Source organism: Acinetobacter lwoffii, from assembly GCF_019343495.1.
GTDB lineage: Bacteria > Pseudomonadota > Gammaproteobacteria > Pseudomonadales > Moraxellaceae > Acinetobacter > Acinetobacter lwoffii_P.
Window position 1 is genome coordinate 2,761,691 of record NZ_CP072549.1, and the last position, 24,135, is coordinate 2,785,825.

24 protein-coding genes and 1 riboswitch are annotated in these 24,135 nt (G+C 43.2%); of the genes, 16 read left to right on the plus strand and 8 right to left on the minus strand.

Annotation, left to right across the window (positions count from 1 at the left end):
* Positions 1-60: 60 nt before the first annotated feature.
* The 4 genes from J7649_RS12945 to J7649_RS12960 form a co-directional block, all read right to left on the minus strand.
* On the minus strand, positions 61-1,227 hold the full coding sequence (locus J7649_RS12945) for an acyl-CoA desaturase (protein ID WP_005246022.1): 1,167 nt from the start codon (positions 1,225-1,227) through the stop codon (positions 61-63).
* Positions 1,228-1,668: 441 nt separating this feature from the next.
* Complete coding sequence (locus tag J7649_RS12950; protein ID WP_005267434.1) at positions 1,669-2,382, minus strand: glycerophosphodiester phosphodiesterase; 714 nt, start codon at positions 2,380-2,382, stop codon at positions 1,669-1,671.
* A gap of 142 nt (positions 2,383-2,524) precedes the next feature.
* A complete protein-coding gene (locus tag J7649_RS12955; protein WP_219308485.1) occupies positions 2,525-3,109 on the minus strand; it encodes a cob(I)yrinic acid a,c-diamide adenosyltransferase in 585 nt (194 codons plus the stop codon).
* A 102-nt stretch (positions 3,110-3,211) separates the two neighbouring features.
* On the minus strand, positions 3,212-5,035 hold the full coding sequence (locus J7649_RS12960; protein WP_219308487.1) for a TonB-dependent receptor plug domain-containing protein: 1,824 nt from the start codon (positions 5,033-5,035) through the stop codon (positions 3,212-3,214).
* A gap of 38 nt (positions 5,036-5,073) precedes the next feature.
* Positions 5,074-5,284, minus strand: a riboswitch (cobalamin riboswitch).
* Positions 5,285-5,429: 145 nt separating this feature from the next.
* Here J7649_RS12960 and J7649_RS12965 point away from each other — a divergent pair.
* Together J7649_RS12965 and trpB are read left to right on the plus strand one after the other, a co-directional pair.
* Positions 5,430-6,074 carry a phosphoribosylanthranilate isomerase gene (locus tag J7649_RS12965; RefSeq protein WP_219308489.1) on the plus strand — a complete coding sequence of 215 codons (645 nt, stop codon included), beginning with the start codon at positions 5,430-5,432 and terminating at the stop codon, positions 6,072-6,074.
* Entirely contained in the window at positions 6,055-7,299 is a 1,245-nt protein-coding gene (gene trpB / locus J7649_RS12970; RefSeq protein ID WP_219308491.1) for a tryptophan synthase subunit beta, read from the plus strand. Before J7649_RS12965 ends, trpB begins: the two co-directional genes overlap by 20 nt.
* A gap of 138 nt (positions 7,300-7,437) precedes the next feature.
* Here trpB and J7649_RS12975 read toward each other — a convergent pair whose 3' ends face one another.
* On the minus strand, positions 7,438-9,078 hold the full coding sequence (locus tag J7649_RS12975) for an acyl-CoA synthetase (RefSeq protein ID WP_004732963.1): 1,641 nt from the start codon (positions 9,076-9,078) through the stop codon (positions 7,438-7,440).
* 233 nt (positions 9,079-9,311) lie between these two features.
* On the opposite strand from J7649_RS12975, the gene J7649_RS12980 reads away from it, so the two are divergent.
* The 4 genes from J7649_RS12980 (at position 9,312) to infC (ending at position 14,476) form a co-directional block, all read left to right on the plus strand.
* Positions 9,312-10,598 (plus strand): D-arabinono-1,4-lactone oxidase, encoded by a 1,287-nt coding sequence (locus J7649_RS12980; RefSeq protein ID WP_219308493.1) that lies wholly within the window; start codon positions 9,312-9,314, stop codon positions 10,596-10,598.
* 9 nt (positions 10,599-10,607) lie between these two features.
* On the plus strand, positions 10,608-11,762 hold the full coding sequence (locus J7649_RS12985) for an alanine racemase (RefSeq protein ID WP_219308495.1): 1,155 nt from the start codon (positions 10,608-10,610) through the stop codon (positions 11,760-11,762).
* A gap of 234 nt (positions 11,763-11,996) precedes the next feature.
* Positions 11,997-13,919 (plus strand): threonine--tRNA ligase, encoded by a 1,923-nt coding sequence (gene thrS / locus J7649_RS12990; protein ID WP_071850399.1) that lies wholly within the window; start codon positions 11,997-11,999, stop codon positions 13,917-13,919.
* 5 nt (positions 13,920-13,924) lie between these two features.
* Positions 13,925-14,476, plus strand: coding sequence for a translation initiation factor IF-3 (infC, locus tag J7649_RS12995; protein WP_071850398.1), 552 nt, complete (start codon positions 13,925-13,927; stop codon positions 14,474-14,476).
* A 43-nt stretch (positions 14,477-14,519) separates the two neighbouring features.
* Here infC and J7649_RS13000 read toward each other — a convergent pair whose 3' ends face one another.
* Positions 14,520-15,071 carry a hypothetical protein gene (locus J7649_RS13000; RefSeq protein ID WP_219308498.1) on the minus strand — a complete coding sequence of 184 codons (552 nt, stop codon included), beginning with the start codon at positions 15,069-15,071 and terminating at the stop codon, positions 14,520-14,522.
* Positions 15,072-15,175: 104 nt separating this feature from the next.
* Positions 15,176-15,631, minus strand: coding sequence for an Hsp20 family protein (locus tag J7649_RS13005; RefSeq protein WP_004278288.1), 456 nt, complete (start codon positions 15,629-15,631; stop codon positions 15,176-15,178).
* A gap of 283 nt (positions 15,632-15,914) precedes the next feature.
* Here J7649_RS13005 and J7649_RS13010 point away from each other — a divergent pair, with 283 nt between their 5' ends.
* The 7 genes from J7649_RS13010 to J7649_RS13035 all read left to right on the plus strand — a co-directional run bounded on the left by J7649_RS13010 (position 15,915) and on the right by J7649_RS13035 (position 18,716).
* Positions 15,915-16,535 carry a glutathione S-transferase family protein gene (locus tag J7649_RS13010; protein WP_219308500.1) on the plus strand — a complete coding sequence of 207 codons (621 nt, stop codon included), beginning with the start codon at positions 15,915-15,917 and terminating at the stop codon, positions 16,533-16,535.
* 74 nt (positions 16,536-16,609) lie between these two features.
* Positions 16,610-16,900 carry a hypothetical protein gene (locus J7649_RS13015; protein ID WP_004647523.1) on the plus strand — a complete coding sequence of 97 codons (291 nt, stop codon included), beginning with the start codon at positions 16,610-16,612 and terminating at the stop codon, positions 16,898-16,900.
* 7 nt (positions 16,901-16,907) lie between these two features.
* A complete protein-coding gene (locus J7649_RS13020; protein ID WP_005250780.1) occupies positions 16,908-17,330 on the plus strand; it encodes a YqaA family protein in 423 nt (140 codons plus the stop codon).
* A 186-nt stretch (positions 17,331-17,516) separates the two neighbouring features.
* Positions 17,517-17,711 (plus strand): 50S ribosomal protein L35, encoded by a 195-nt coding sequence (gene rpmI, locus J7649_RS13025; RefSeq protein ID WP_004278281.1) that lies wholly within the window; start codon positions 17,517-17,519, stop codon positions 17,709-17,711.
* 11 nt (positions 17,712-17,722) lie between these two features.
* Positions 17,723-18,082 carry a 50S ribosomal protein L20 gene (gene rplT, locus J7649_RS13030; RefSeq protein WP_004647525.1) on the plus strand — a complete coding sequence of 120 codons (360 nt, stop codon included), beginning with the start codon at positions 17,723-17,725 and terminating at the stop codon, positions 18,080-18,082.
* Between the two features lie 151 nt (positions 18,083-18,233).
* On the plus strand, positions 18,234-18,371 hold the full coding sequence (locus J7649_RS16805; protein WP_228738644.1) for a hypothetical protein: 138 nt from the start codon (positions 18,234-18,236) through the stop codon (positions 18,369-18,371).
* A 6-nt stretch (positions 18,372-18,377) separates the two neighbouring features.
* Entirely contained in the window at positions 18,378-18,716 is a 339-nt protein-coding gene (locus J7649_RS13035) for a GNAT family N-acetyltransferase (protein ID WP_005250784.1), read from the plus strand.
* 349 nt (positions 18,717-19,065) lie between these two features.
* On the opposite strand, the gene J7649_RS13040 is transcribed toward J7649_RS13035, so the two are convergent.
* The gene (locus J7649_RS13040) at positions 19,066-20,091 is read right to left on the minus strand and encodes a hypothetical protein (protein ID WP_219308502.1); all 1,026 of its coding nucleotides are present in this window, start codon (positions 20,089-20,091) and stop codon (positions 19,066-19,068) included.
* Positions 20,092-20,250: 159 nt separating this feature from the next.
* Between J7649_RS13040 and pheS the strand changes: the two genes are divergently transcribed.
* From pheS to J7649_RS13055, 3 genes are all read left to right on the plus strand, one after another.
* Positions 20,251-21,231 carry a phenylalanine--tRNA ligase subunit alpha gene (gene pheS, locus J7649_RS13045; protein WP_219308504.1) on the plus strand — a complete coding sequence of 327 codons (981 nt, stop codon included), beginning with the start codon at positions 20,251-20,253 and terminating at the stop codon, positions 21,229-21,231.
* A gap of 172 nt (positions 21,232-21,403) precedes the next feature.
* Positions 21,404-23,785, plus strand: coding sequence for a phenylalanine--tRNA ligase subunit beta (gene pheT, locus J7649_RS13050; protein ID WP_219308506.1), 2,382 nt, complete (start codon positions 21,404-21,406; stop codon positions 23,783-23,785).
* On the plus strand, positions 23,782-24,078 hold the full coding sequence (locus tag J7649_RS13055; protein ID WP_004278269.1) for an integration host factor subunit alpha: 297 nt from the start codon (positions 23,782-23,784) through the stop codon (positions 24,076-24,078). The genes pheT and J7649_RS13055 overlap by 4 nt, the downstream gene beginning before the upstream one ends.
* Positions 24,079-24,135: the final 57 nt, after the last annotated feature.

The window sequence follows — 24,135 nt, forward strand, 5'->3', positions numbered from 1 at the left end:
TTCACGTTATCTTTCGGGCATAAAAAAAGCCCCAATCGGGGCTTTAATGTTCAACAGCTTTTATTGAGAAACTGCAGATTTTTTCAGATTACGAACCAGTAGATTCAAGGTTTGACGATGATGGGAAAGACGCTGTTCAACCAGCTGGAATTCAACTTTCAGCTTGTCATCCATCTGATGGATTTTTTCAGCCATCGATGCTTTCTTGACCTGAATTTCCTGTTCTTTCAGCTTTGCCCAGTCATTTAAAGTTTGGGTAAATGCATCATATTCCTGTGCAATCTTGGTTTTTACCGCCGAGATGTCTTCAGAAACATCATGACCATACACCGCAAGATCCTGCTCAGCATATTTAAACTTCATTGCCAATTCCGCTTTTTTGATATTAAAGCTAGGAATACGGCGCAAGTTTTTAGCTAAACCAAGCTTAGAACAAGTCCAGATCAACCATTTGGTTGGATCGTATTGCCACCATTTCACGCCGTTACGGTAATCGTATTGGAAAATGTGGTGATAGTTATGATAACCCTCACCCCAAGTTGCAACCGCGAGTACGAAGTTGTCACGTGCAGTATTTTCGTCGGTATAAGGACGATTTCCCCACATGTGGCACAATGAGTTAATGAAGAAGGTCACATGATGGCTCAGGATTAAACGCATTAATCCACCCAACAGCAATACGCCCCAGACATCGCCGACTGCCCAGCCAATTGGCAATAAAATCGCGGCATGAACAGCAATCACTAAAGGAACGTAGTATTTGTCCTGAAACATCACTACTTTGTCTTTTAACAGATCTGGCGCATTTTTATAGTTGGCTGCACCTGATGGATAATCACGTAACATCCAGCCAATATGTGCATACCAGAAACCTCTATTGATCGAGTACGGATCTTGATCAACATCATCGACATGACGGTGATGGGTACGGTGACCAGATGCCCAGAATAAAATACTATTCTGTACAGCAAATGTACCCATAATCATCAAGATGATTTTCAATGGTAAAGTGGCTTCATAAGCACGATGTGCCCACAGGCGATGGTATCCTGCTGTAATGCCGAGGCTGCTTACGCCCAGTAAAACAAACATACTGATCCAAGCGGCAGCGCTAAAATCATGGTGATACGCATACAACGGAATCGCGATCAGGGCTACAATCGGTAAAAATACCAATGCAAACACAGCAATCCAGTTGATGGGGGCTTTGGGTAAGGGAGCATTCATCTCCAACAGCACTCCTAGAACCTCGGAAGGTATAACAAAAAGCAGAAACTACTGTTGGTTTTAACAGCAGCCTATCTTGTCCATATTAGCATGTGCCCTAAGGCATCACTAGCATTATTGTACGGTTGTATTGTACTTGTCGGTAACAGAATAAGTAGGGCAGAAGTGACCATTTTGCGAGCGTAGACGGGTTCTGATTTCCGACTAAGTGACTGAGGATTATCACTCTTTCAGAAAATGGAAACCGAATGAATCAGAGGAAAATAGTTGTTCATAATTTCTACAATATTATCAGGAAATTTGCAGAATATAGAGGTTGGGCAACTTAATTTCACTTTCAAATAAAATCTGATTAAGGAAGATTCACACTTTCATTATTGCGTTATCGACATGGACTGGATCAAGAAATACCTAGATCAATCAAGGCTAAGAGAGGTTGTCTTAGAGTTGTTGTAGCATCAGTTTTGGATAATCGGTAATCAGTCCCTGAATGCCCCAGTCTCGCAGCTGTTTGGCACGGGTGACATCATTGACTGTCCAGACACTGATATTCAACTCGGCAGCCTGCGTGGCTTGAATCAGGTCTTTACTGGCCAGTTCATCCATCCAGCCAATATGACAGCACCCAAGTTCCAGCGCCTGATCAATGGCTTGATGTTTGACATCGGTTTCAATCAATAAACCGCGTTTTAAACGTGAGTTATGCTGTTTGAAAGCATCCAGAATTTTGGCATCAAAGCTGGTAATAATGGCTGCCTGCTCATAACCTTGTAACTGCTGTTCGACTTCAAACGCGATTTTTTCAGCTGCTGCTTCAGAGTCAACACTTTTAATTTCGACTTCAATATGCTCAAAATTTCGAATGACATTTAAGGTTTGATCGAGCAGTGGGGTCGCTTCGATTTTATTCCATTCTGACCAGGCCATTGCGTGATTATATTGGGTAAGATCTTGACGGTTACACTCGTATAGATGCTTCTGCAAACCGGTGGTACGCACAAAGTTGTCATCATGCATGATGATTAAGGCATTGTCTTTGAGTTGACGGACATCAAACTCAACGGCGCGAATGCCGATCTCCTGAATATATTGAAAACCGCCCAAGGTATTTTCAGGGGCTTCGCCACGTGCACCACGATGACCAATTATGCGCATAAGATGCTCATGAGTGGGAAAGTTAAGTTCATTTTGCGAGGGCTACGTGACAGAAGGATGACACTTTCTATTTTCGTCAGATGCTCTGTAAAATCAAGAGACATCTGATGGGTATTTTCAGATGCTAACTTGAAACATAATTTTACTTTTCGATGCTGTCATTGATATTTTTTTGCCACAGCACTTCGGAACCGCCCTCGCTTCGTTGCAGGGTGCGTGATGCTACAAATAACCAGTCCGATAAACGGTTAAGTAGTTGCAGTGACGCTGCCTGAATATTTTGGTCACGGTGATGAACTGACATTACGCTGCGTTCTGCACGACGGCAAACAGCGCGGGCCTGATGGGCAAAGCTGCACACCAACGTTCCAGCAGGCAGAATAAAGTCTTTGAGCATCGGCAAAGCTTCATTCATGCGGTCGATATCATTTTCCAGAAACTCAATCGATACCGGTTGCACCAGATTAAAACCCGGAATACAGACTTCACCGCCTAGATCAAATAACCAGTGCTGGATCAGGCTTAAAGATTTATCCCAAGCGGCTTGATCTTCAATGTTGCTTGCTGAAATTTGTGCGCGTAATACGCCAATCACGGCATTCAGTTCATCGACATCACCGAGTGCTGTGATACGCAAATCATCTTTGGCAACACGTGAGCCATCACCGAGTCCTGTGGTACCTGAATCGCCTGTGCGCGTGTAAATTTTACTTAAACGGTGGCCCATATGTGTTCCTTGAATTTTTAATGAAGATAATAAAAAAGGATAATGTCGGTCATAACATTATCCATAAACTGCGCTGTTTTAAAGTTTTTTGCTGTTTAGAGCTTAGTATTTAAAAGTGATTCCAATAGAAGCGAGGCGGTCACTGGCAATGTAATAAGATGTGGCATCATTAAATGCTGTTTTGTAATTGGTATCACCTAGGTTACGAATATTCACAAAGGTTTTTAAGTGAGGATTCACTTGCCAATAGGCATTCATATCAATGACTGCATAGCCTGGAATAAGGCCTTTATCCTCCTTAGATTTACCTTTAGCTACTAAAGACGTGGACGCACCATACTGACCATTATCCCAACCCAAGGTTAGGTTGAAGTTTTGGCGTGGGCGATTTGGCAAATCTTTATCTTTATCATCGTTCTTAGCTTGAATATACGCATATTCAGCATTGGCATAGAAGTCATCTTGTGTCAATTTTAAACCCAATTCAGCACCATTAAAGGTGGCGCTGTCCATATTTTCAAATACCCAGTTGGTATCTCCGTTAGAGACCATAATATTGTCGACTTGGGTTTGAAAAGCAGAACCGTATAATGTCATTGATGGGGTGATTAGATGATCAAAACCAATTTCATAAGATACACTTTCTTCTGGTTGTAGGTCAGGATTACCGCCCCACCAAGCGGGTTCACTAATAATTTGCCCGACAACTGGGGCACGAAATGCTGTTCCGACATTGGCATAAATACTTGATGTATGGCTTAGGGTATGTCGAACAGCGAGTTGTCCTACACTATGTGTACCAAATTGCTGATTGTCTTCAACTCGAATACCCGCTTGGGTGCTGATGACATCATTTTGATATTGGTGCTGTAAATAATAGCCAGTGCTATCATTTTCATCTTTAAAGGTGTTTAAACTTTCAGCTTCTGTCTTATTGTAATGTACACCCGCAAGAAGTTTATGCTCGGCGTTGATTTGCCATTGAATATTGGAATCTATTTCTTGTTGTTCAGTGATTACAGTCGATGGATAAGCGCTTTGTACAATTACGTATTCATCTTCAAATTCTGATAGGCGAGTTTCCCACACTAAATTTGGATTAAGCTTAAAATAACCTTTAATATTATAAAGGCGATTGGTGAAATCATAAGCTTCTGGTGCACCATAAGAGAAGTAGTCGCCGTGACCTTCATTTTCTTTAAATTCCGCTGACAATCCAAAGTTGTCTTGATCAACGCCTAATTTCGCTGAATAGCCTTTTTGATCGAAACCTGCTTTTTTAGATTGATTGCTAATAATTTGGTCACCATCTGTTTCTAGGCGTTGCCCACGAATTTGGGCGTAATAGCCATTTTCAGCAGCATCAATACCGACAAGTGATTTGTAGGTACTTTTTTCACCGACTTCGACCGTTGTAAACGCACTATTTTCTGTCGGTGTTTTGGAAATGAGTTGAATTACACCTCCAATTGCATCAGTACCGTATTGTACCGATGCAGGGCCTTTTAGAATTTCAATTTGCTTAATGTCTGTCGTATCAATTAAATGTAAATTTGTACCTGCAACAGTTGCGGTATTGGAGCGCATACCATCTTGTAAAATTAAGGTATGTGCGGCATTGCTGCCACGTAAGAAAATTGAAGCTGGTTGACCATAGCCACCCACTTGTTTGACTGATAGCGCTGCTTCTTTCGTTAATAAAGAAGGTAAGTCAGCAATAGGAGATTGTTGAATCGTTTTTTCATCAAGCACATTTAGACGCATCGGCACATTTTCAATATTTTGTTCGCTGCGTGATGCCGTGACCACAATGGTATCTAAAGATGCTTTCGCAACTTCTTGCTCGTTAGCAAAAACAGATGAAGTGGTACCCAACGCAAGTGCGATCGCACCTACCAAGGCAGTAGGTTGACAATGAAGTGACATGTTAAAGCTCCCTACATTCACTTCCCCGTGAATGATTGAGTTATAGAACACAACAAGCAGGTTTCCGGACTTAAATGTGCAAAGCAGCGACTTTGCTGTATATCCACCTTCCCACATCAAGATGCAGTGGTGTAAACCGAAGAGTTTAAATTGATAGACGTTTCATTTTTTACCGTTGCGGGGGCAGTGCTGGATTTACACCAGCTTCCCTAAAGCCTGAAGGCTTGGACTTGCTGCAAAGTGAGCGCAGTATAAAGTCAGTATGAGTTATATACAATCTGCATAGAGAATAATCCGGATGAACTTTTACGCAAGTCAGAAAAATTGCATTACAATGATTTGCCCCAATCTTACAGATTGTTCAATACATTGGTAGATCTAGAGCCAACATAATATGCGAACCCGTGCCAAAATTTGTGGAATCACCCGAGTTGAAGATGTACATGCCGTAGTCAATGCTGGCTGTGATGCGATAGGGTTTGTGTTTTATCCACCGAGTCCACGACATGTTACTTTAGAGCAGGCTGAAATCCTGATCCGGGCGGTTCCGGCTTATGTGCAGGCCGTAGGTTTATTTGTAAATAGTCGCGCAGATGAAATTCAGCATATTCTTAAAACCGTTCCGCTCGATATTTTGCAATTTCATGGCGATGAAACACCTGAACAATGTCAGGCCATCGCCCAGCAGGTCGGACGCCGCTGGTATAAAGCCATTCAGGTGCAACCTGATCTGGATGTGGTTGCAGAAATTCAAGGTTATCAAGATGCAGGCGCAAGCGCAGTGCTATTAGATGCATGGCATCCTGATCTGAAAGGTGGCACAGGGCACAGCTTCGATTGGGACACATTTCCCAAACTCAATATTCCCTTGATCTTGGCAGGCGGTTTAAATCCTGACAATATTGAACAGGCAATTCTCACCACACAGGCGTATGCCGTCGATGTGAGTGGCGGTGTCGAGTCCGCAAAAGGTATTAAAGACCAACAACTCATAGAACGCTTTATGCAAGGAGTCCATCGTGGATCAGCAAAGTACTAGCCAGAACAGTCAGGCAGTTGACTATACCCAATTCCCGGATGAACGCGGGCATTTCGGTATTCATGGCGGACGTTTTGTGTCAGAAACACTCATGGCGGCTTTAGAAGACTTGGAAAAGCTCTATTTCCGTATGAAAGATGATGCGCAGTTTTTGGCAGAATTTGACCGTGACATGGCGTTTTACGTCGGTCGTCCGAGTCCTTTATATCATGCTAAACGATGGTCGAAAGAGTTGGGTGGCGCACAGATTTACCTGAAACGTGAAGACCTGAACCATACCGGTTCGCACAAAGTAAATAATACAATCGGTCAGGCTTTGCTGGCGAAGCTTTCCGGCAAGAAACGTATTATTGCCGAAACAGGGGCAGGCCAGCACGGTGTAGCAACGGCAACGATTGCAGCACGTTTAGGTCTTGAATGCGTAGTATTTATGGGCGCAGACGATGTAAAACGTCAGGCGATGAACGTCTACCGTATGCGTTTATTAGGTGCGACGGTTGTGCCGGTAGAAAGTGGCTCTAAAACCTTAAAAGATGCCATGAATGAAGCCATGCGTGATTGGGTGACCAATGTTGATTCAACCTATTATGTGATTGGTACTGTGGCAGGTCCACACCCATATCCACAGTTGGTTCGTGATTTCCAGTCGATCATTGGTCGTGAAGCACGCCGTCAGATTCTGGAACAGGCTGGCCGTCTGCCAGATGCACTGGTAGCATGTGTCGGTGGTGGATCCAATGCAATGGGCTTGTTCTATCCATTCCTGAACGATCAAGACGTGAAAATGTACGGCGTTGAAGCAGCAGGTCATGGGATTGAATCAGGCAAGCACTCTGCGCCGTTGAATGCCGGTCATATCGGTGTCCTGCATGGTAACCGAACTTACCTGATGTCGGATGCACAAGGCCAGATCATCGAAACCCATTCAATTTCTGCAGGTCTGGATTATCCGGGTGTGGGTCCGGAACATAGTTTCCTGAAAGATATGGATCGCGTGAAATACGTACCAATCAATGACCAGGAAGCTTTACAGGGTTTCCGCGACTTGACCAAGATTGAAGGCATTATTCCGGCGTTAGAAAGCGCACATGCTATGGCTTATGTCACTAAACTTGCACCGACCATGGATAAAGATCAAATTATTATTGCGACGGTTTCAGGTCGTGGTGATAAAGATTTGATGACTGTTGCCCGTATTGATGGCGTGGAAATGGTAGAGATGTAAGCTCCTTAAAGTCCTCTCCTTATAGGAGAGGGTTGGATGAGGTTAAATCTCACAAAAGGATAAGTTAAAAAATCGTGCTAATAAAAATTAGCACGATTTTTTATTGAGTAGATTTTGAAAAAACATGCCTGTATGGAATTAAGAAAATTCACCTTGCGCGCGCTCTTTGGCCCATTCACGTAAAACAAATTTCTGCAATTTTCCGGTCGAAGTTTTTGGAATTTCGGTAATCACCACATCCTTAGGCACTTTAAAACGGGCCAGATGCTCACGGCAGAATTCCATAATTTCTTCTTCTGTGGCTTTTTTTCCTTCTTTGAGTTCGATAAAGGCACAAGGAACTTCCTGCCAGCGTGGATCAGGCTTGGCGACTACCGCCGCAGTCAGCACCGCCGGATGCTGATACAGCACTTCCTCCACTTCAAGTGAAGAAATATTTTCTCCGCCGGAAATAATCACGTCTTTAGAGCGGTCGGTAATTTTGGCATAGCCATCCGGTTGGCAAACTGCCAGATCTCCTGTATGGAACCAGCCACCGGCAAAGGCTTCAGCGGTCGCCTCAGGATTTTTCAGATAACCTTTCATCACGATATTGCCACGGAACATGATTTCACCCATGGTCTGACCATCATGTGGCACTTCCTGCATGGTATCCGGATCAAGCACTTTCATGCCATCTTGCAATGGATAAGGTACGCCTTGGCGGGAGTGCAACTGTGCTTGTTCCTGAATAGATAAATCACTCCAGCCGGCTTGGGATGCGCACAGTGCAGAAGGACCGTAGGTTTCTGTCAGGCCGTAGACATGGGTCACGTTAATGCCAATATTGCGCATGCCTTCAATGATTGCTGCTGGAGGTGCGGCACCCGCCACCATCACTTCGACACGGTGATCAATTTTGGTCTTTTTCTCTTCAGGTGTGTTAATCAGCATCGACAGGACAATCGGTGCCCCACAGAAGTAATCGACTTTATGTTCGGCAATCAGTTTAAAGATCAGTTCAGCATCGACTTTACGCAAGCAAACGTTGGTTCCGCCGTTGGCTGCCATGGTCCAGGCAAAGCACCAACCATTACAGTGGAATAGCGGCAGTGTCCATAAATAGGTGGCACGTGGTGTCATGCCACAGGCAATAATATTACTGGCTGCGTTAATGTAGGCACCGCGATGATGATAGACCACGCCTTTCGGGTTGCCTGTGGTTCCAGAGGTATAGCTTAAGCTGATGGCATCCCATTCATCTTGTGGTAGATGCCATTCAAAGTTTGCATCGCCTTGCGCAATCCATTCTTCATATTCAATTTGACCAATACGTTGATCTTCACCTTCAAACTCTACATCGGCCACATCAATGACATAAATGTCTTGTGAAACTAGAGCAAGTGCTTCAGTCGCAAGTGCGGTAAATTCAGGATCGACCAATAACACTTTACTTTCAGCATGTTCTAGCATGAAAGCAAGGGTCTTGGCATCCAGACGGGTATTTAAGGTATTCAGAACTGCGCCTGCCATCGGCACAGCAAAATGCGCTTCGATCATGGCAGGGACGTTAGGCAGTAGAACAGACACAGTATCATTTTTACCGATGCCTAATTTTTGGAGTTGGTTGGCAAACTGACGACAACGGTTGTATTTTTCACGCCAAGTGATCCGGCGCTTACCGTGAATAATCGCGTTCTGATTTGGATAGATATAAGCTGCACGATCAAGATAGCGTAAAGGCGATAAGGCTACAAAATTCGCGGGGGTACGCGGTAATTCATCATATGCGCTAACCATTGTAAAACTCCGTTCTATATTTATTTTCATATCCTGTTGAAAAGATATGTATTTCTCAGAAATCTTGCATTTATGCTTTAGTCGAGTACGATTTTACAAATTTTAAGTATTTGAATAGTAGTAAAAATATTTCACCCTGCTTAAATGTTTTGAACGCATGGGTTCCCAAGTTTGATTTTTTAGGTATTTTACTCTAGTTGAATCATTAAAATAATATGAGCCAGAGAATAATAATGAAAATACAACAGGCGAATGACGTATGGCGAAACTGGTCGGGGAGCCAGTTCAGTGCCGCTCGGATTGTTCAGCCCAGCCAGATCAGTGAATTACAAAGTTTAGTGAAGACCCATGCACACATTCGTGCAGTGGGTGCAGGACATTCATTTAGCCCATTGGCCAAAACAGATGAGGTGTTGCTTAATCTCGATTTGTTAAAAGGTATCGTTGCCTTTGATCAAGAGAAAACCCAATGCACCGTGCGGGCCGGGACGCGTTTATATGATTTGGGGAAAGATCTGGTACCGATCAATCAGGCCTTAATCAATCAGGGCGATATAGACCAGCAAAGTCTGGCCGGAGCGATTTCTACCGGAACGCATGGCACGGGCATCGATTTACCTTGCATCTCTGCTTTCGTGGAAGGCTTTGAATTACTGACCGCGGATGGAGAGCTGTTGCAATGTCATCGTGAGCAGAATGCTGAGATATTTCAGGCTGGACGGGTGGCATTGGGCAGCTTGGGTGTATTGACCCAAATCACCCTGCAAAATCGGCCACGATATAAACTAAAAGAACAGATTCGGCTCTGTTCATTAAAAGACATATTTACCCATATTGATCAATGGAAACATCAGCGCCGGCATATTGAATTTTGGGCTTTTTTACATGCCGATCAAGTGATGCTGAAAACTCTGGATGAAACGGATGCAACCATTCAGCCGAGAACAGAGAGCTGGCCTCCGGAAGATATTTTATTGACTCTATGTTCGGAATTGACGCGACTCTTCCCAAAGACAAATCCCTATCTGCAAAAACTGCTCGGCGTATTTGTCAAACCGACTCGTTATGTAGACTGTTCATCCAGAATTTTTCCAACTCCGCGTAAGACCAGATTTAATGAAATGGAATATCAGCTTCCGGTTGAGTTTGGCTTGCAGTGTCTGGACGAGATTCTGCATATTTTACGTAAACATCAGGTGCCGATGTTTTTCCCGATCGAGTTCCGTTATGTCAAAGGCGATGAGATCTGGCTGAGTCCTTTTTATCAGCGTGATTCAGTTTCTATTTCCATCCATCAGTTTTATAAACAGGATTACCATGCCGTATTTGATTTGGTCGAACCTATTTTGCAGAAATATCAGGGACGGCCACATTGGGGGAAATTGCATTCCATGAGCGCAGCTTCACTTCGGAATTTATACCCGAAATGGGACGATTTTATGACGCTGCGTCAGCAACTGGATCCCAAGCAAAAATGGCTAAATCCGTACTTAAAGCAGCTTTTTTTGCCTGAAAATTAGGAAATGGCGATGCAACCGAATTATTTTCAGCAATTAACCCAGGATTTAAAACAGCAGGGAACAGGCACGCCGCAACTGATTTTAGATGTAAAAACTTATCAATATAATTTGGACTATGTACAGTCAAAATTACCTACGCAGTTAAAACCACGCTTGGTGGTGAAATCCTTGGCCAATATGCAGTTGCTTAAACTGGCTAGTGAAAAACTGAATACTCAGCGTTTTATGCTGTTTCATCTTCCGCATCTCGCAGAGATTATCCAAGCCTTTGAACAAGCCGATATTTTGCTGGGTAAGTCTATGCCGATCCGGGCAGTAGAACTGTTTTATCAAAGCAATGGTCAACACGATATTTATATTCAATGGCTGATTGATGATCTGGGGCGATTACAACAATATCTGCAGCTCGCTCAACAACTCGACATCAGTTTGAATGTAAATATTGAAATTGATGTCGGTTTGCATCGTGGTGGAGTACAAAATTCGCAGCAATTTGTGGCATTGCTTAAGCTGATTCAACAACATTCAAAGCATTTAAAACTATCAGGTTTGATGGGCTATGACGCGCATGTCGCAAAGTTACCAAAAATCATAACAAGTCCTGAAAAAAGTTATCAACAATCGCAACACACTTATCAACACTACAAAGCCATTCTTCAGCAGCAATTCCCGGATTTATGGCATGAGGGTCTGTGCTTTAACGGAGGTGGAAGTCCGACCTTTATGCAGCATTGCCAGCAGAGCGAATGCAATGATCTGGCTTTTGGTTCCATGTTGGTCAAGCCGAGTGATTTTGATTTGGATCATTTATCGGAACTCAAATGTGCACTCTGGATTGCCACTCCAGTATTGAAAGTTTTGCCCTATAGCCAATTGCCCGGTTTGGAGCTACTGAATCATCTTCCACATAAATATAAAGCTTTGTTTGTGTATGGTGGTTATTGGCGAGCAGATTATATTTATTCTGAAAAAAGCCGGCCGCATGTGTTGTATGGCCGCAGCAGCAATCAGGAAATGCTTCAGGTGCCTAAACCGTGTGACATTGCAGTGGATGATTATGTGTTTTTAAGGCCGACTCAGAGTGAAGCGATTATTCCGCAATTCGCTCAGCTTTATGCTTACATACAGAGCAAATTCGAAATATGGGATAGCTTTAGAGAATAAAAACAAAGCCGAAAATTTCCTGATCTGAGTAAAGGCAAAGTATTGGCAAATAAATTCAAAATGAGCCAAATCGCGAATTTTCTAGGTGAAAAGGTTTAATCCCGTGGCTAAGACGTGTAAAATTCAAGTCGATTTTTATTTATCCACCGTTTTTATCTTTTGAGGTTCTCCTCGATCATAATCTCGCGGTGATATGCCCCATGGTACGGGGCATCACTCCTTAAGGATTTTCTTATGCCAATTATCACTTTACCCAATGGCGATCAAAAACAATTTGATCACGCCGTATCTGTGATGGACGTTGCGCTTAGCATCGGACCTGGTCTTGCAAAAAATACAGTGGCAGGTCGTGTAAACGATCGTCTTGTTGACGCGTCTGACTTGATTACTGAAGATGCAACCTTACAAATTATCACGCCTAAAGACGAAGCAGGCGTGGAAATTATCCGTCACTCTTGCGCGCATTTGGTCGGTCATGCTGTTAAGCAATTGTTCCCAGAAGCGAAAATGGTAATTGGTCCTGTCATTGAAGAAGGTTTCTACTATGACATCTGGATGCCACGTCCATTCACATTAGACGACATGGCAGCGATTGAAGAGCGTATGAAAAAGCTCATCGATCAAGACTATGAAGTTGTGAAAAAAATGACTCCTCGTGATGAAGTGATTGCAGAATTCACAGCACGTGGCGAAGAATACAAATTACGCTTGATTGCAGACATGCCTGAAGAAACTCAAATGGGCTTGTACTACCATCAGGATTATTTGGATATGTGTCGTGGTCCGCACGTTCCAAACACTAAATTCTTAAAATCATTCAAGCTAACTAAAATCTCTGGCGCTTACTGGCGCGGTGATGCGAAAAACGAACAGTTACAACGTATTTACGGTACCGCTTGGGCAGACAAGAAACAGCTTGCAGCGTATGTAAAACGTATTGAAGAAGCAGAAAAACGCGATCACCGTAAAATTGGTAAAGCGCTTGATTTGTTCCATATGCAAGAAGAAGCACCCGGTATGGTGTTCTGGCATCCAAATGGCTGGACCATTTATCAAGTGCTTGAACAATACATGCGTAAAGTTCAGCAAGACAATGGCTACGAAGAAATCCGTACCCCTCAGGTGGTTGATTTCACGCTCTGGGAAAAATCAGGACATGCTGCAAACTATGCAGACAACATGTTCACCACACATTCTGAAAATCGCAACTATGCGGTGAAGCCAATGAACTGTCCTTGTCACGTGCAAGTGTTCAACCAAGGCTTGAAGTCATACCGTGATCTTCCTATACGTTTGGCAGAGTTTGGTTCATGTCATCGTAACGAACCATCAGGTTCTTTACATGGCATTATGCGTGTGCGTGGCTTTACTCAGGATGACGCGCATATTTTCTGTACCAAAGAACAGATTGGTCCTGAAGTTGCAGACTTTATCAAATTGACACTGGATGTATACAAAGATTTTGGCTTCGAAGAAGTACAAATGAAGTTGTCGACGCGTCCTGAAAAACGTGTGGGTGATGACAAACTTTGGGATATGGCAGAAAAATCTTTGGCAGATGCTTTAGATGCTGCAGGTCTTGAGTGGGAACTTCAACCAGGCGAAGGCGCATTCTACGGTCCGAAGATTGAATTCTCTCTGAAAGACTGCTTAGGTCGTGTCTGGCAGTGTGGTACCATTCAGTGTGACTTTAACTTGCCAGAACGTCTAGATGCTTCTTATGTCACTGAAGATAATGACCGCGATCAGCCAGTAATGTTACATCGTGCAATTCTTGGCAGTTTCGAGCGTTTTATTGGTATACTGATCGAACACTACGCAGGCTTCATGCCACCTTGGTTGGCACCAATGCAAGCGTGTGTGATGAACATTACCGATTCTCAAGCTGAGGCATGTGAGTCAGTCGTCGCAAAACTTAAAGAAAACGGTATCCGTGCAATTTCTGACTTGAGAAATGAGAAAATCGGCTTTAAGATTCGTGAACGTACATTAGAGCGTATTCCTTACTTACTGGTACTTGGGGACCGTGAAGTAGAGGAAGGTACCGTAAACGTGCGTACCCGCTCAGGAACAAATTTGGGTACTATGTCAATCGATGCTTTCGTTGACCTAGTAAAAGCAGCCGTAGCCGAACGCGGCCGGTACATTGTGGAGTAACAGCGATTAAACAGCCTGACCGTAATCAACAGGGCGGTAACAAATCAAACCGTCCTGCCTTGAATGATGAAATTCGTGCGAAAGAAGTCCGTCTTGTCGACGAAAATGGTGAGCAGAAAGGGATTGTAAGCTTAGCTGACGCCCTGCGCGCAGCAGAAAGTGTTGAGCTTGATCTTGTAGAGATCGTAGCAAACGCTGAGCCACCAGTATGTAAGATCATGGACTTCAACAAGCATTTGTTTGATCTTAAGCAAAAGCAGAAAGAAGCGAAGAAAAAACAACATCAAGTCCAGGTGAAAGAAATCAAGCTACGCCCGGGTACTGATGTTGGCGATTACAACGTAAAACTACGTGCAATCATCAAGTTCCTTGAAGAAGGTAACAAGGTGAAAATCACGCTTCGTTTCCGTGGTCGTGAAATGGCGCACCAACAGTTGGGTCTAGCTCAATTGCAAAAAATTGAAGCTGACGTGGCTGAATTCGGTACTGTTGAGCAGATGCCGAAAATGGAAGGCCGTCAAATGGGTATGTTACTTGGTCCTAAAAAGAAAAAGTAAGCACTCATTAAGCGAAAAAAGCCCTGCATATGCAGGGCTTTTTTTATGCTCTAAAGTTCCAGGCACTTTGTATGGCCTGCATAATCTGTTGAGCTTGCGGGCGGGAAAACATCGACAGCTGAATCCGGAAAAATCCAAGACAAATTTGATTTATTAGACCGGATTGATGCAATTTAAAATCCAAAGTGCCATCACGTTGACTAATCACATGCGCTGGCATGTTATAGAGCCAGCTTTTGAGATGTGCTTTGAGAGAAGCATAGCGCGGATTCAGAAAACTATACTGTACTGAATGTCGTTTTAAGCACAGGCTGATGCGGAAACCGGCCAAAGTATAATAAATAGCTTGTGAGGTGATTTTCAGTTTAGTTCCCAGCATAAGCAGCGAAAGACCAAGAAAGCCGCCAATATAAATATAAAAGTCAGGAGACTCCTGCCATAAAAATAATAGTCCTTGGAAAAAACTGGAATTGCTACGCACACTGCTGAAATAAAAAATGCTGAATATTCCGACCGGATAACAAAACAGTAAATATCCCATAGCGCGCATGATCGGGCTAGCTTGATGAAACAGGATGTTTTCTGGCACATTCATGGTTTATTTTTATGATCAGAAAGCGTATTGCCTCAATGAGCTTAAGGAATCTGTAGCCAAAAAGAAAGGTCCTTGCGGACCTTCCTTTGCGTACTTAATCGAGCTTATTCCACTGATTTTTCATCATTTGCAATAAGCAGTTTATTGCCAATCGGGATTTGACGCGGCAATTTTTCTTCTGGAATAATGCGCTGCAAGTCGATGATCAATAAACCATTTTCATAGTCTGCCTGTTGTACTTCAATATATTCATCCAGACGTAAAGATAATTTAAATGCACGTCGCGCAATGCCTTTGTGCAGGAATTCAATACTGTCATTGCTCTGGTTTTCAGGCTTACCCAAGATGGTCAGCAACTTATTTTCCAGACGAATGTCGAGTTCTTCCTGACGAAAACCCGCAGTTGCCACCACGATACGGTAATTATTCTCACCATGCTTTTCGATATTATACGGTGGATAATTTGGCGCATCGCTTTGCATGGCGTAATCAATAAAGTCATTCAAGCGATCAAAACCAATACTACGACGAAATAATGGATGAAGATTTAAGTTACTCATGATTAGAACCTTCTCACTTAAGCAAAGTTATAAAAACAAGAAAATAAGATCTGTCATGTCAGACATCGACAGGGCATAAGATTGACGCAATCCTTATGCAGAAATAAATATGTGTTTGGGGTTGAAATTTTCAAGATTAAAAATAAAAAATTATATAATTTTTTAATAACATTTTGATATTTATTGAAAAATAATTTTTAAATGCAGACTTGTTGTTTCTTTCTAAATCCTCTATGTTGAGTACATCATCGCACAGCAAAAGTGAAGGGAGTATTAAAAGAAAATGATCGATTTATATTATTGGAGCACCCCCAACGGCCATAAAATTAGTATTGCTCTAGAAGAAATGGGGCTGGAATATCAAATTATTCCCATCAATATTCTGGAAAATGACCAGTTCCAGTCCGATTTTCTGGCTATTTCTCCCAATAATAAAATCCCGGCAATTGTTGATCAGGATGGGCCACATGGCCGCGCCATTTCAATTTTTGAGTCAGGTGCGATTTTGCAATATCTAGGTCGCAAAACAGGTCTGTTTTATCCAACTGATGAAGTGAAGCGTATTCAGGTTGAACAGTGGCTGATGTGGCAAATGGGCGGTTTGGGGCCGATGCTCGGGCAAAATCATCACTTTAGCCGTTTTGCACCTGAGCGGATTGCTTATGCCACAGAGCGCTATGTCAATGAAAGCAAGCGTTTATATGGGGTGTTGAATAAGCAGCTGGTCGGGCAGGATTATGTTGCCGGCGAATACTCGATTGCTGATATGGCGATATTTCCGTGGTTATTGCGACACGACTGGCAGCAGATCAATCTGGAAGATTATCCTGAAGTTTCCAAATATATTGATCGCTTGAATGCTCGTCCTGCGGTTCAGAAAGCGCTGGCGATACAGGTCAGTTAAGCATCTGCCTTTATGCTAAAATAGCCTTAAGCAAATAAAGCCACCCTTACGGTGGTTTTTTATTGGATGGATATATGAACGATTTTCTTCTGAACTTTACCAAGATTGTTGAAAGTAATACCCGAATTTACTGGAGCATTCTTTTCGGCATTGCTGCATGTTTAGTGCTGTATGTTGCTGAAATTGTGCATATCGATCAGGTGATTGCTGCCCTAAATACCAAAGATCAGCAGATTTTACGTGCTGCAATTGCACCGCTCAATGAGCAGTATAAATGGGCGCGGATCATGGCGATGGTGACTGCAGTCGTTTGGTCCAGTTGGGAATATAGTAAAGCCAAGAAAAAAATGGGCTTGAGCCGTTAATGCTGTAATGAGCCTGTTTTTACTGTTTCTATCTGCCTTTGGTGCAGCGACCTTACTGCCTTTACAGTCTGAAGCTGTGCTACTGGGGCTTTTAGTGCAGGGTGAGCAGAGTGAGGTACTGTTAATTGCGGTGGCCAGTTTGGGGAATATACTGGGTTCTTGTGTGAACTGGTATCTGGGACTCAAGATTGAGCATTATAAAAATAAAAAGTGGTTTCCGGTTTCAGCAGATAAGATGCTCAAGGCGCAAAAGACCTATCAGAAATATGGTTACTGGTCTTTACTGCTGAGCTGGGTGCCTATCATTGGTGATCCGATTACCCTGATTGCGGGACTATTAAAAGAAAACCTCGTCCGTTTTCTGCTGATGGTCAGCATCGCTAAAATTGGACGTTATCTGTTTGTCTATGCGGCCTTTGCCATGTTCTAAACTTGAAAATAATTTTCCTGATCCAGTCTTGGATATTATTTCAGAGCGAAATCATTCTTTAAATTCGCTTATTGGGTGAAGATGCTTTTGTTTTAAACAAAGATGCTTTAGAATACTCGCTCCCTTACCTGCAGGTCGTTTTGTAATGGTGCAAACGAGCCGAACAGGTGTTCAAAAGAGGTTGTTATGCCTAAGATGAAAACTCGCCGTGGTGCAGCTAAACGCTTTAAAGCGACTGCTAACGGTTTTAAGCGTAAACAAGCGTTCAAACGCCACATTTTGACCAAAAAATCTGCTAAGCGTATTCGTCAATTGCGCGGCTGTGTAATGGTTCACGTAAGTGACGTTGCTTCAGTTCGTCGTATGTGCCCGTACATCTAAGGAGATTATAAATGGCTCGTGTAAAACGTGGTGTACAGGCTCATCGCCGTCACAAAAAAATTCTTGCTCGCGCTAAAGGTTACTATGGTGCTCGTTCACGCGTTTACCGCGTAGCGTTCCAAGCGGTAATCAAAGCTGGTCAATATGCTTACCGTGACCGTCGTCAAAAGAAACGTCAATTCCGCGCTTTGTGGATTGCACGTATCAACGCTGGTGCTCGTCAAAATGGTTTGTCATACAGCCGTATGATTGCTGGCTTGAAAAAAGCTCAAGTGATTATCGACCGTCGCGTACTTGCTGACATCGCTATGCATGACGCAGTTGCGTTTGCTGCTTTAGCTTCTAAAGCTAAAGATGCATTGGCTGCATAAGTCTTTATGACTTGAAAAGACCGCTTTTAGCGGTCTTTTTTATGCTTAAATAAAAGTAGTCATTTTAAATATTATTTAAAAATCAATATTGTAAATCCTATATTTTTTAGTCATTGTTAAATTACATAATCAAAAATAAGGCTTAAAAATAATGATTCGACTTGCCACCCAACACGATGTCCTGCCGATTGCCCAAGTGCACGTACAAAGCTGGCGTGAAAGCTATAAAAACATCATCAAACAAGAAATTTTAGATGCATTGTGTGTAGAACAAAGAGCCGCCTTGTAGCGTTCTGTGCTTGAACAGGAAAATCGACAGGTATTTGTCTATGAAGAAAATGCTCAGGTGCTCGGATTTGCTGCCTTTAATTTTCCAGTGGATGCACCAATTAGTGAATTGAGAGCACTTTATTTGCTTCAAAATATTCAAGGTCGCGGCATTGGACGTGATTTGGTTCAATTGGGTCTGGGTTTAAGTCGAGAAAAATCCTACCAGTATATGCAGTGCAGCGTATTGAACCTGAATTCCAGTCGTTATTTTTATGAAAAGACCGGCGCCTATTTTGTCAGTGAAGGAGATGCCAGCGATCTGGGCGAGAATCTTAAAGACTTATGTTATCAGTGGGACATTTAATTTTTGAATACTCTGGCCCAGCTGGCTCAACGTAGAAAAATCTAAAACCTGGGAAAAGACGATAGAAAATAAATCAGCCCTTAGAAATGTATGGCTGATTTATCTTTTTATCTCAATATCTCCACCGGTCAATTAAGAGAGCATTTCCGGCCGATCAGCAAATGACAGCTTCGGCTCATTCAAATAATGCTGAAATTTTAAGACAGATACTCAGTCGTGATTCCATCATCTGATGGATGATGAAAACCATCACAAAATCGTCAGCATTATTTCAAGTTGATGCCTGCTCATGAATATCAAAATATCCATTGAATTCTGCCCGTGATGTTCAAGCTTTTCTGGCAAAATGTTAAAGGCCGAAATAGTAGCCAATCAGACAGATAATCACAGTGATCACAATTAAGGTCAGCACATTTGCAGATGAACTGGATTTGCCTGGGTCCTGAGGTTTTTCTGCTTTAGAAATTTTTGGTGAGCGGTCTTCGGTACTCATACCGACAAATGGGTCAGGTGCAACTTTTGGTGTTAGCTGTGCAGTTTTATAGTGATTGGCGACTTTGCTGATGAATTTAGCACTTAAATCATCAATTTTTTGCGAAAAATGTCGCAGGTTAAGTTGCTGCTCCGGGCTGAGTACTTCGCCATCTGCACGATAGGGATGCTGGATTTTCGTTTGAATAAAGTCATTTAAGGCGTCTAGGCGGTACAAAGTCTGGTGAGCATAATCCGCTGAATAGTCAGTGGGAATTAAGGCCAAATGACTTTCGCTATCGGCTTGAATGGCAGGCATGGTGCCGTAATAAGGCAAATTGGTATATGCAGGTTCGGTAAAATCTTGGGCAAGGCTACTTTCAAACAGTTCATGATCGGTATAGGCCTGAATATCATCCCAGTTTGGGGCTTCCAGATCGACATCAATGCGCTTGGCCAGTTTAGGATTCAGCTCATAACACCAGAATGTTTCATGGCGTAAAGGAGATTGCTGTGATTTAGGCGCTTCGTAATCATTGTCTGCGCTGTACCATTCAGGGAGTTCTTTGCCAATGATCCAGGCGGTTTTGGCTTTGGCACCATGACTGACAATAAAATGTGCCAGTGGCAGTAGCTCGACATTGGCATTCGGATTTTTTTCATCAACCAGTAAATCAGAGCGATGCAAGCTAAGGCGACGCACGCCTTGTTTTTTCAGGCCTTCCAGCCAGATCTGAAAATGCTGAGCCAGCAGGTGTTGTGACATCAGATCCCGAAAGGCAAACTGATGCTGATTAAAAATGGAATGTTGAATCCAACGATTGAAACTCAGGTCTTGAGTCAAATACTCATTGCCGTAAGTGACGAGGGTTAGTTGCTGTTTCCAAATTTGATCGAGTGCCATAGTGATTTGATCTGATTGATATTGTGTTTATCTTATACTTTTTATATTTAATCATGCCAATCTAATTTTCCTTAAAACGCATCTTCATCAAAGTGTCTAAAAACTGTTAGAATGTGGGGTTTTTAAAATATTTTTTAACCTGTTGCTTTGAGAGTTACTATGTCACTGGAAGCCCTGACCACTGAAGCGCTCGCTGCGATTGCAGCAGCTCAAGACCTTGCTGCACTTGATCAAGTACGAGTGCAATTTACGGGGAAAAAAAGCCAGCTCGCGGAACAATCTAAGTCGCTTGGTAAAATGGATCCTGAAGAACGTAAAGTCTTCGGCGCACAAATCCATGCTGTACGTGAAACTATTACCGCTGCATTGACCTCACGTCAGGCAGAATTGCATAAAGCTGCCTTAGAACAAAAACTGGCAAGCGAAACCATTGATATTACTTTACCAGGTCGTGGTCAGCAGGTGGGCAGTATCCATCCAGTGACCCAGGTGCAAGAGCGTATTTGCCAGTTCTTTACCAAGGCAGGTTTTACGGTTGCAACGGGTCCTGAAGTTGAAGATGACTATCACAACTTTGAAGCACTGAACATTCCGGGTCATCACCCGGCGCGTGCCATGCACGATACTTTTTATTTTGATGTGAACCATTTGCTGCGTACGCATACGTCTGGTGTGCAGATTCGTACCATGGAAACACAGCAGCCACCAATCCAGATCGTGTGTCCGGGCCGTGTTTACCGTTGTGATTCGGATCAAACCCACTCACCGATGTTCCATCAGATCGAAGGTTTATACGTGGCTGAAAATACCAGCTTCGCGGAACTGAAAGGTTTGCTGATTAACCTGCTGAACGAATTCTTCGAAAAAGATTTGAAAGTACGTTTCCGTCCATCTTATTTCCCGTTCACCGAGCCGAGTGCGGAAGTGGATATTATGGATGAACGCGGTCGCTGGTTAGAAGTATTGGGCTGCGGTATGGTGCATCCGAATGTGCTGCAAGCTGCGGGCATTGATCCTGAAAAATATAAAGGCTTTGCTTTTGGTCTGGGTGTTGAACGTTTTGCGATGCTGCGTTATGGCATTAACGACCTGCGTATGTTCTATCAAAACGATGTGCGTTTCTTACGCCAGTTTGCTTAAAACTTTTTAATCCTCTCCCTGAGATTGGGTGAGGGGAAAATAGATTATTTTTAGATTTTAAAAATCTCCCCTAAATCCCCTGAGTGAGTTTTAAAGCACTGCTTTTAAAACTCACGCAAGAAAGGGGGAACTGTTGAAATTAATAGTTTGGGGAGATTAAGGAAATGAATGTATGAAAATTAGCGAAAATTGGCTACGCACATGGGTTAACCCAGCCATCGATAGCGAAAAACTTTCTGATCAACTGACCATGTTGGGTCTGGAAGTCGATGAACTTGCGCCTGCAGCTAAACCCTTTACTGGTGTAGTGGTGGGGGAAGTCCTGACAGTAGAACAGCATCCGGATGCTGACCGTTTACGTGTGACCACTGTCAATATCGGTTCTGGTGAGCCTCTACAAATTGTATGTGGTGCGCCAAACGTACGTGCCGGCATGAAAGCGCCAGTTGCGATCATTGGTGCAGTACTGCCAGGTGATTTCAAAATCAAAAAAGGCAAGCTACGTGGTATCGAGTCACAAGGCATGCTGTGCGGCGCTTCAGAAATCGATCTGGAAGATAAAATCGACGGTCTTTTAGAGCTGCCTGCAGATGCACCAGTAGGTATGAACATTCGTGAATATCTGGATCTTGATGACAATGTGATTGACATCAGCATTACGCCTAACCGTGGGGACTGCTTCAGTATTCGCGGGATCGCGCGTGAAATTGGTGTGATCAACCAATTGCCAGTGACTGCCCCTGAAATTAAAGAAGTAGCTGCGACTATTAGCGACGAAAAGAAAGTCGTTGTGTCGACTGAAGGCTGCCCACGTTACTTGGGTCGTGTCATCAAGAACGTCAATACCAAGGCTGTGACTCCTGTATGGATGGAGCGTGCATTGGCGCGTTCAGGTATCCGTCAGCACAGCATTCTGGTCGATATTACCAACTATGTATTAATCGAGCTTGGTCAACCGCTACACGCATTTGATGGCGGTAAAGTTCAAGGTGCGGTACATGTACGTCAAGCGACGGAAGCTGAAAAGTTAGTTTTGCTCAATGAACAAGAAGTTGAACTCAACGAAAAAGTGATGGTGATTGCAGATGATGAAAAAGCATTAGCCATTGCCGGTATTATGGGCGGCTTGTCTTCAGCAGTCAGCGATGCAACCACTGAAATTTTCCTGGAATCTGCATTCTTCGCGCCACTGCATATTGCGGGTCGTGCACGTAGCTTTGGCTTGCATACCGATGCTTCTCAGCGTTATGAACGTGGTGTCGATTTTGAATTGCCATTGATCGCTATGCACCGCGCATCACAATTGATTGCTGAACTTGCGGGCGGTGAGTTCGGACCAATTACAGTTGCCGAAAATGCGGCTCTATTGCCAACACGTGACGCAATTGAATTGAATCAAGCCCAAGTCGATCAACTGCTAGGTTATAGTGTTGACTCAGCGTTCATTACTGATGCTTTAACCCGTTTAGGTTGTGAAGTTACAGTAAAAGCAGAAGGTGAGTGGTCTGTAGTGCCGCCATCACATCGTTATGACATGGTGATCTATCAAGATTTGATTGAAGAAGTGGCACGTATTCACGGTTATGACAATATTCAAATCAGTCTGCCTGTGATTGATGTGAAATTGGCGAAATACCAAGATCAATTTGAGTTGGGCCAACTCCGTCAAACTGCCGTAACTTTAGGTTACCAAGAAGCGATCAGCTTTAGCTTCTCAGACCTAAAACTTGAAAAGCAACTTAATTCCAGTGTGAATCCATTAGCATTAGCTAATCCAATTTCAAGTGATTTGGCAGTGATGCGTTCAACCTTGCTATCTAGCCTGATTCCTTGTGTTCAGTACAATGTCAACCGCCAGCAAAGCCGTGTACGTTTCTTTGAGCTCGGTCTGCGTTTCGACTATCAAGAAGCCAGCAGCATCCATGATTTAAAACAGATTCCAACTTTTGCATTGATTGCGACTGGTTTACGTCATGCTGAGTCTTGGCATGGTAAGGCACAGCCAATGGACTTCTTTGACTTTAAGGGTGATGTAGAAGAAATTCTGGCTGCTGGTCGTGTCAAAGTAGAATATGTGCGTTCAGAGCGTAGCTGGTTGCATCCAGGACAATCCGCAGAAATTCTCGTGAATGGTCAATCAATTGGTTACTTGGGGCGTTTACATCCCTCACTTGAAGACGAACTTGATCTGGCAACCACATGGGTAGCAGAATTGGATCAAGCGGCTGTTTTGCAAACTTATGTATCTAATTTTACAGAATTATCACGTTTTCCATCGGTTCGACGTGATATTGCGCTTTTAATTAATGATAAGATTAATGTTAGCGAAATTCAGGGACTTATCGAAAAAACAGGCGGAGAGCTTTTAGACTCAACTTGGTTGTTCGATGTGTACACTGGACAAGGAGTAGAAGAAGGGAAACGCTCACTGGCATTTGCACTTCTCTGGCAGCATCCAAGCCGTACACTGGAAGATGCTGAAATTAAATCAGGTATGGATAATATCCTTCAAGTGTTAGAAAACACTTACCAAGCGACATTGAGGGCTTCATGACAGCACTAACTAAAGCAGAAATGGCTGATCATTTAAGTGAGCTCACGAGTTTAAACCGTCGTGAAGCAAAACAAATGGTTGAGTTGTTCTTCGATGAGATTAGCCAGGCGCTCATCTCAGGCGAGCAAGTAAAACTTTCGGGTTTTGGTAATTTCGAGTTGCGTGATAAGCGTCAACGTCCGGGCCGTAACCCGAAAACGGGTGAAGAGATTCCGATTTCTGCACGCCGCGTGGTCACCTTCCGTGCCGGACAGAAGTTCCGTCAACGTGTTGGAAATGAGCAGGTCAACTGATCTGCTCTGCTTTTTTAAAACTGGAATCTAATATTTTTAAATTTCAGTATTTAAAAT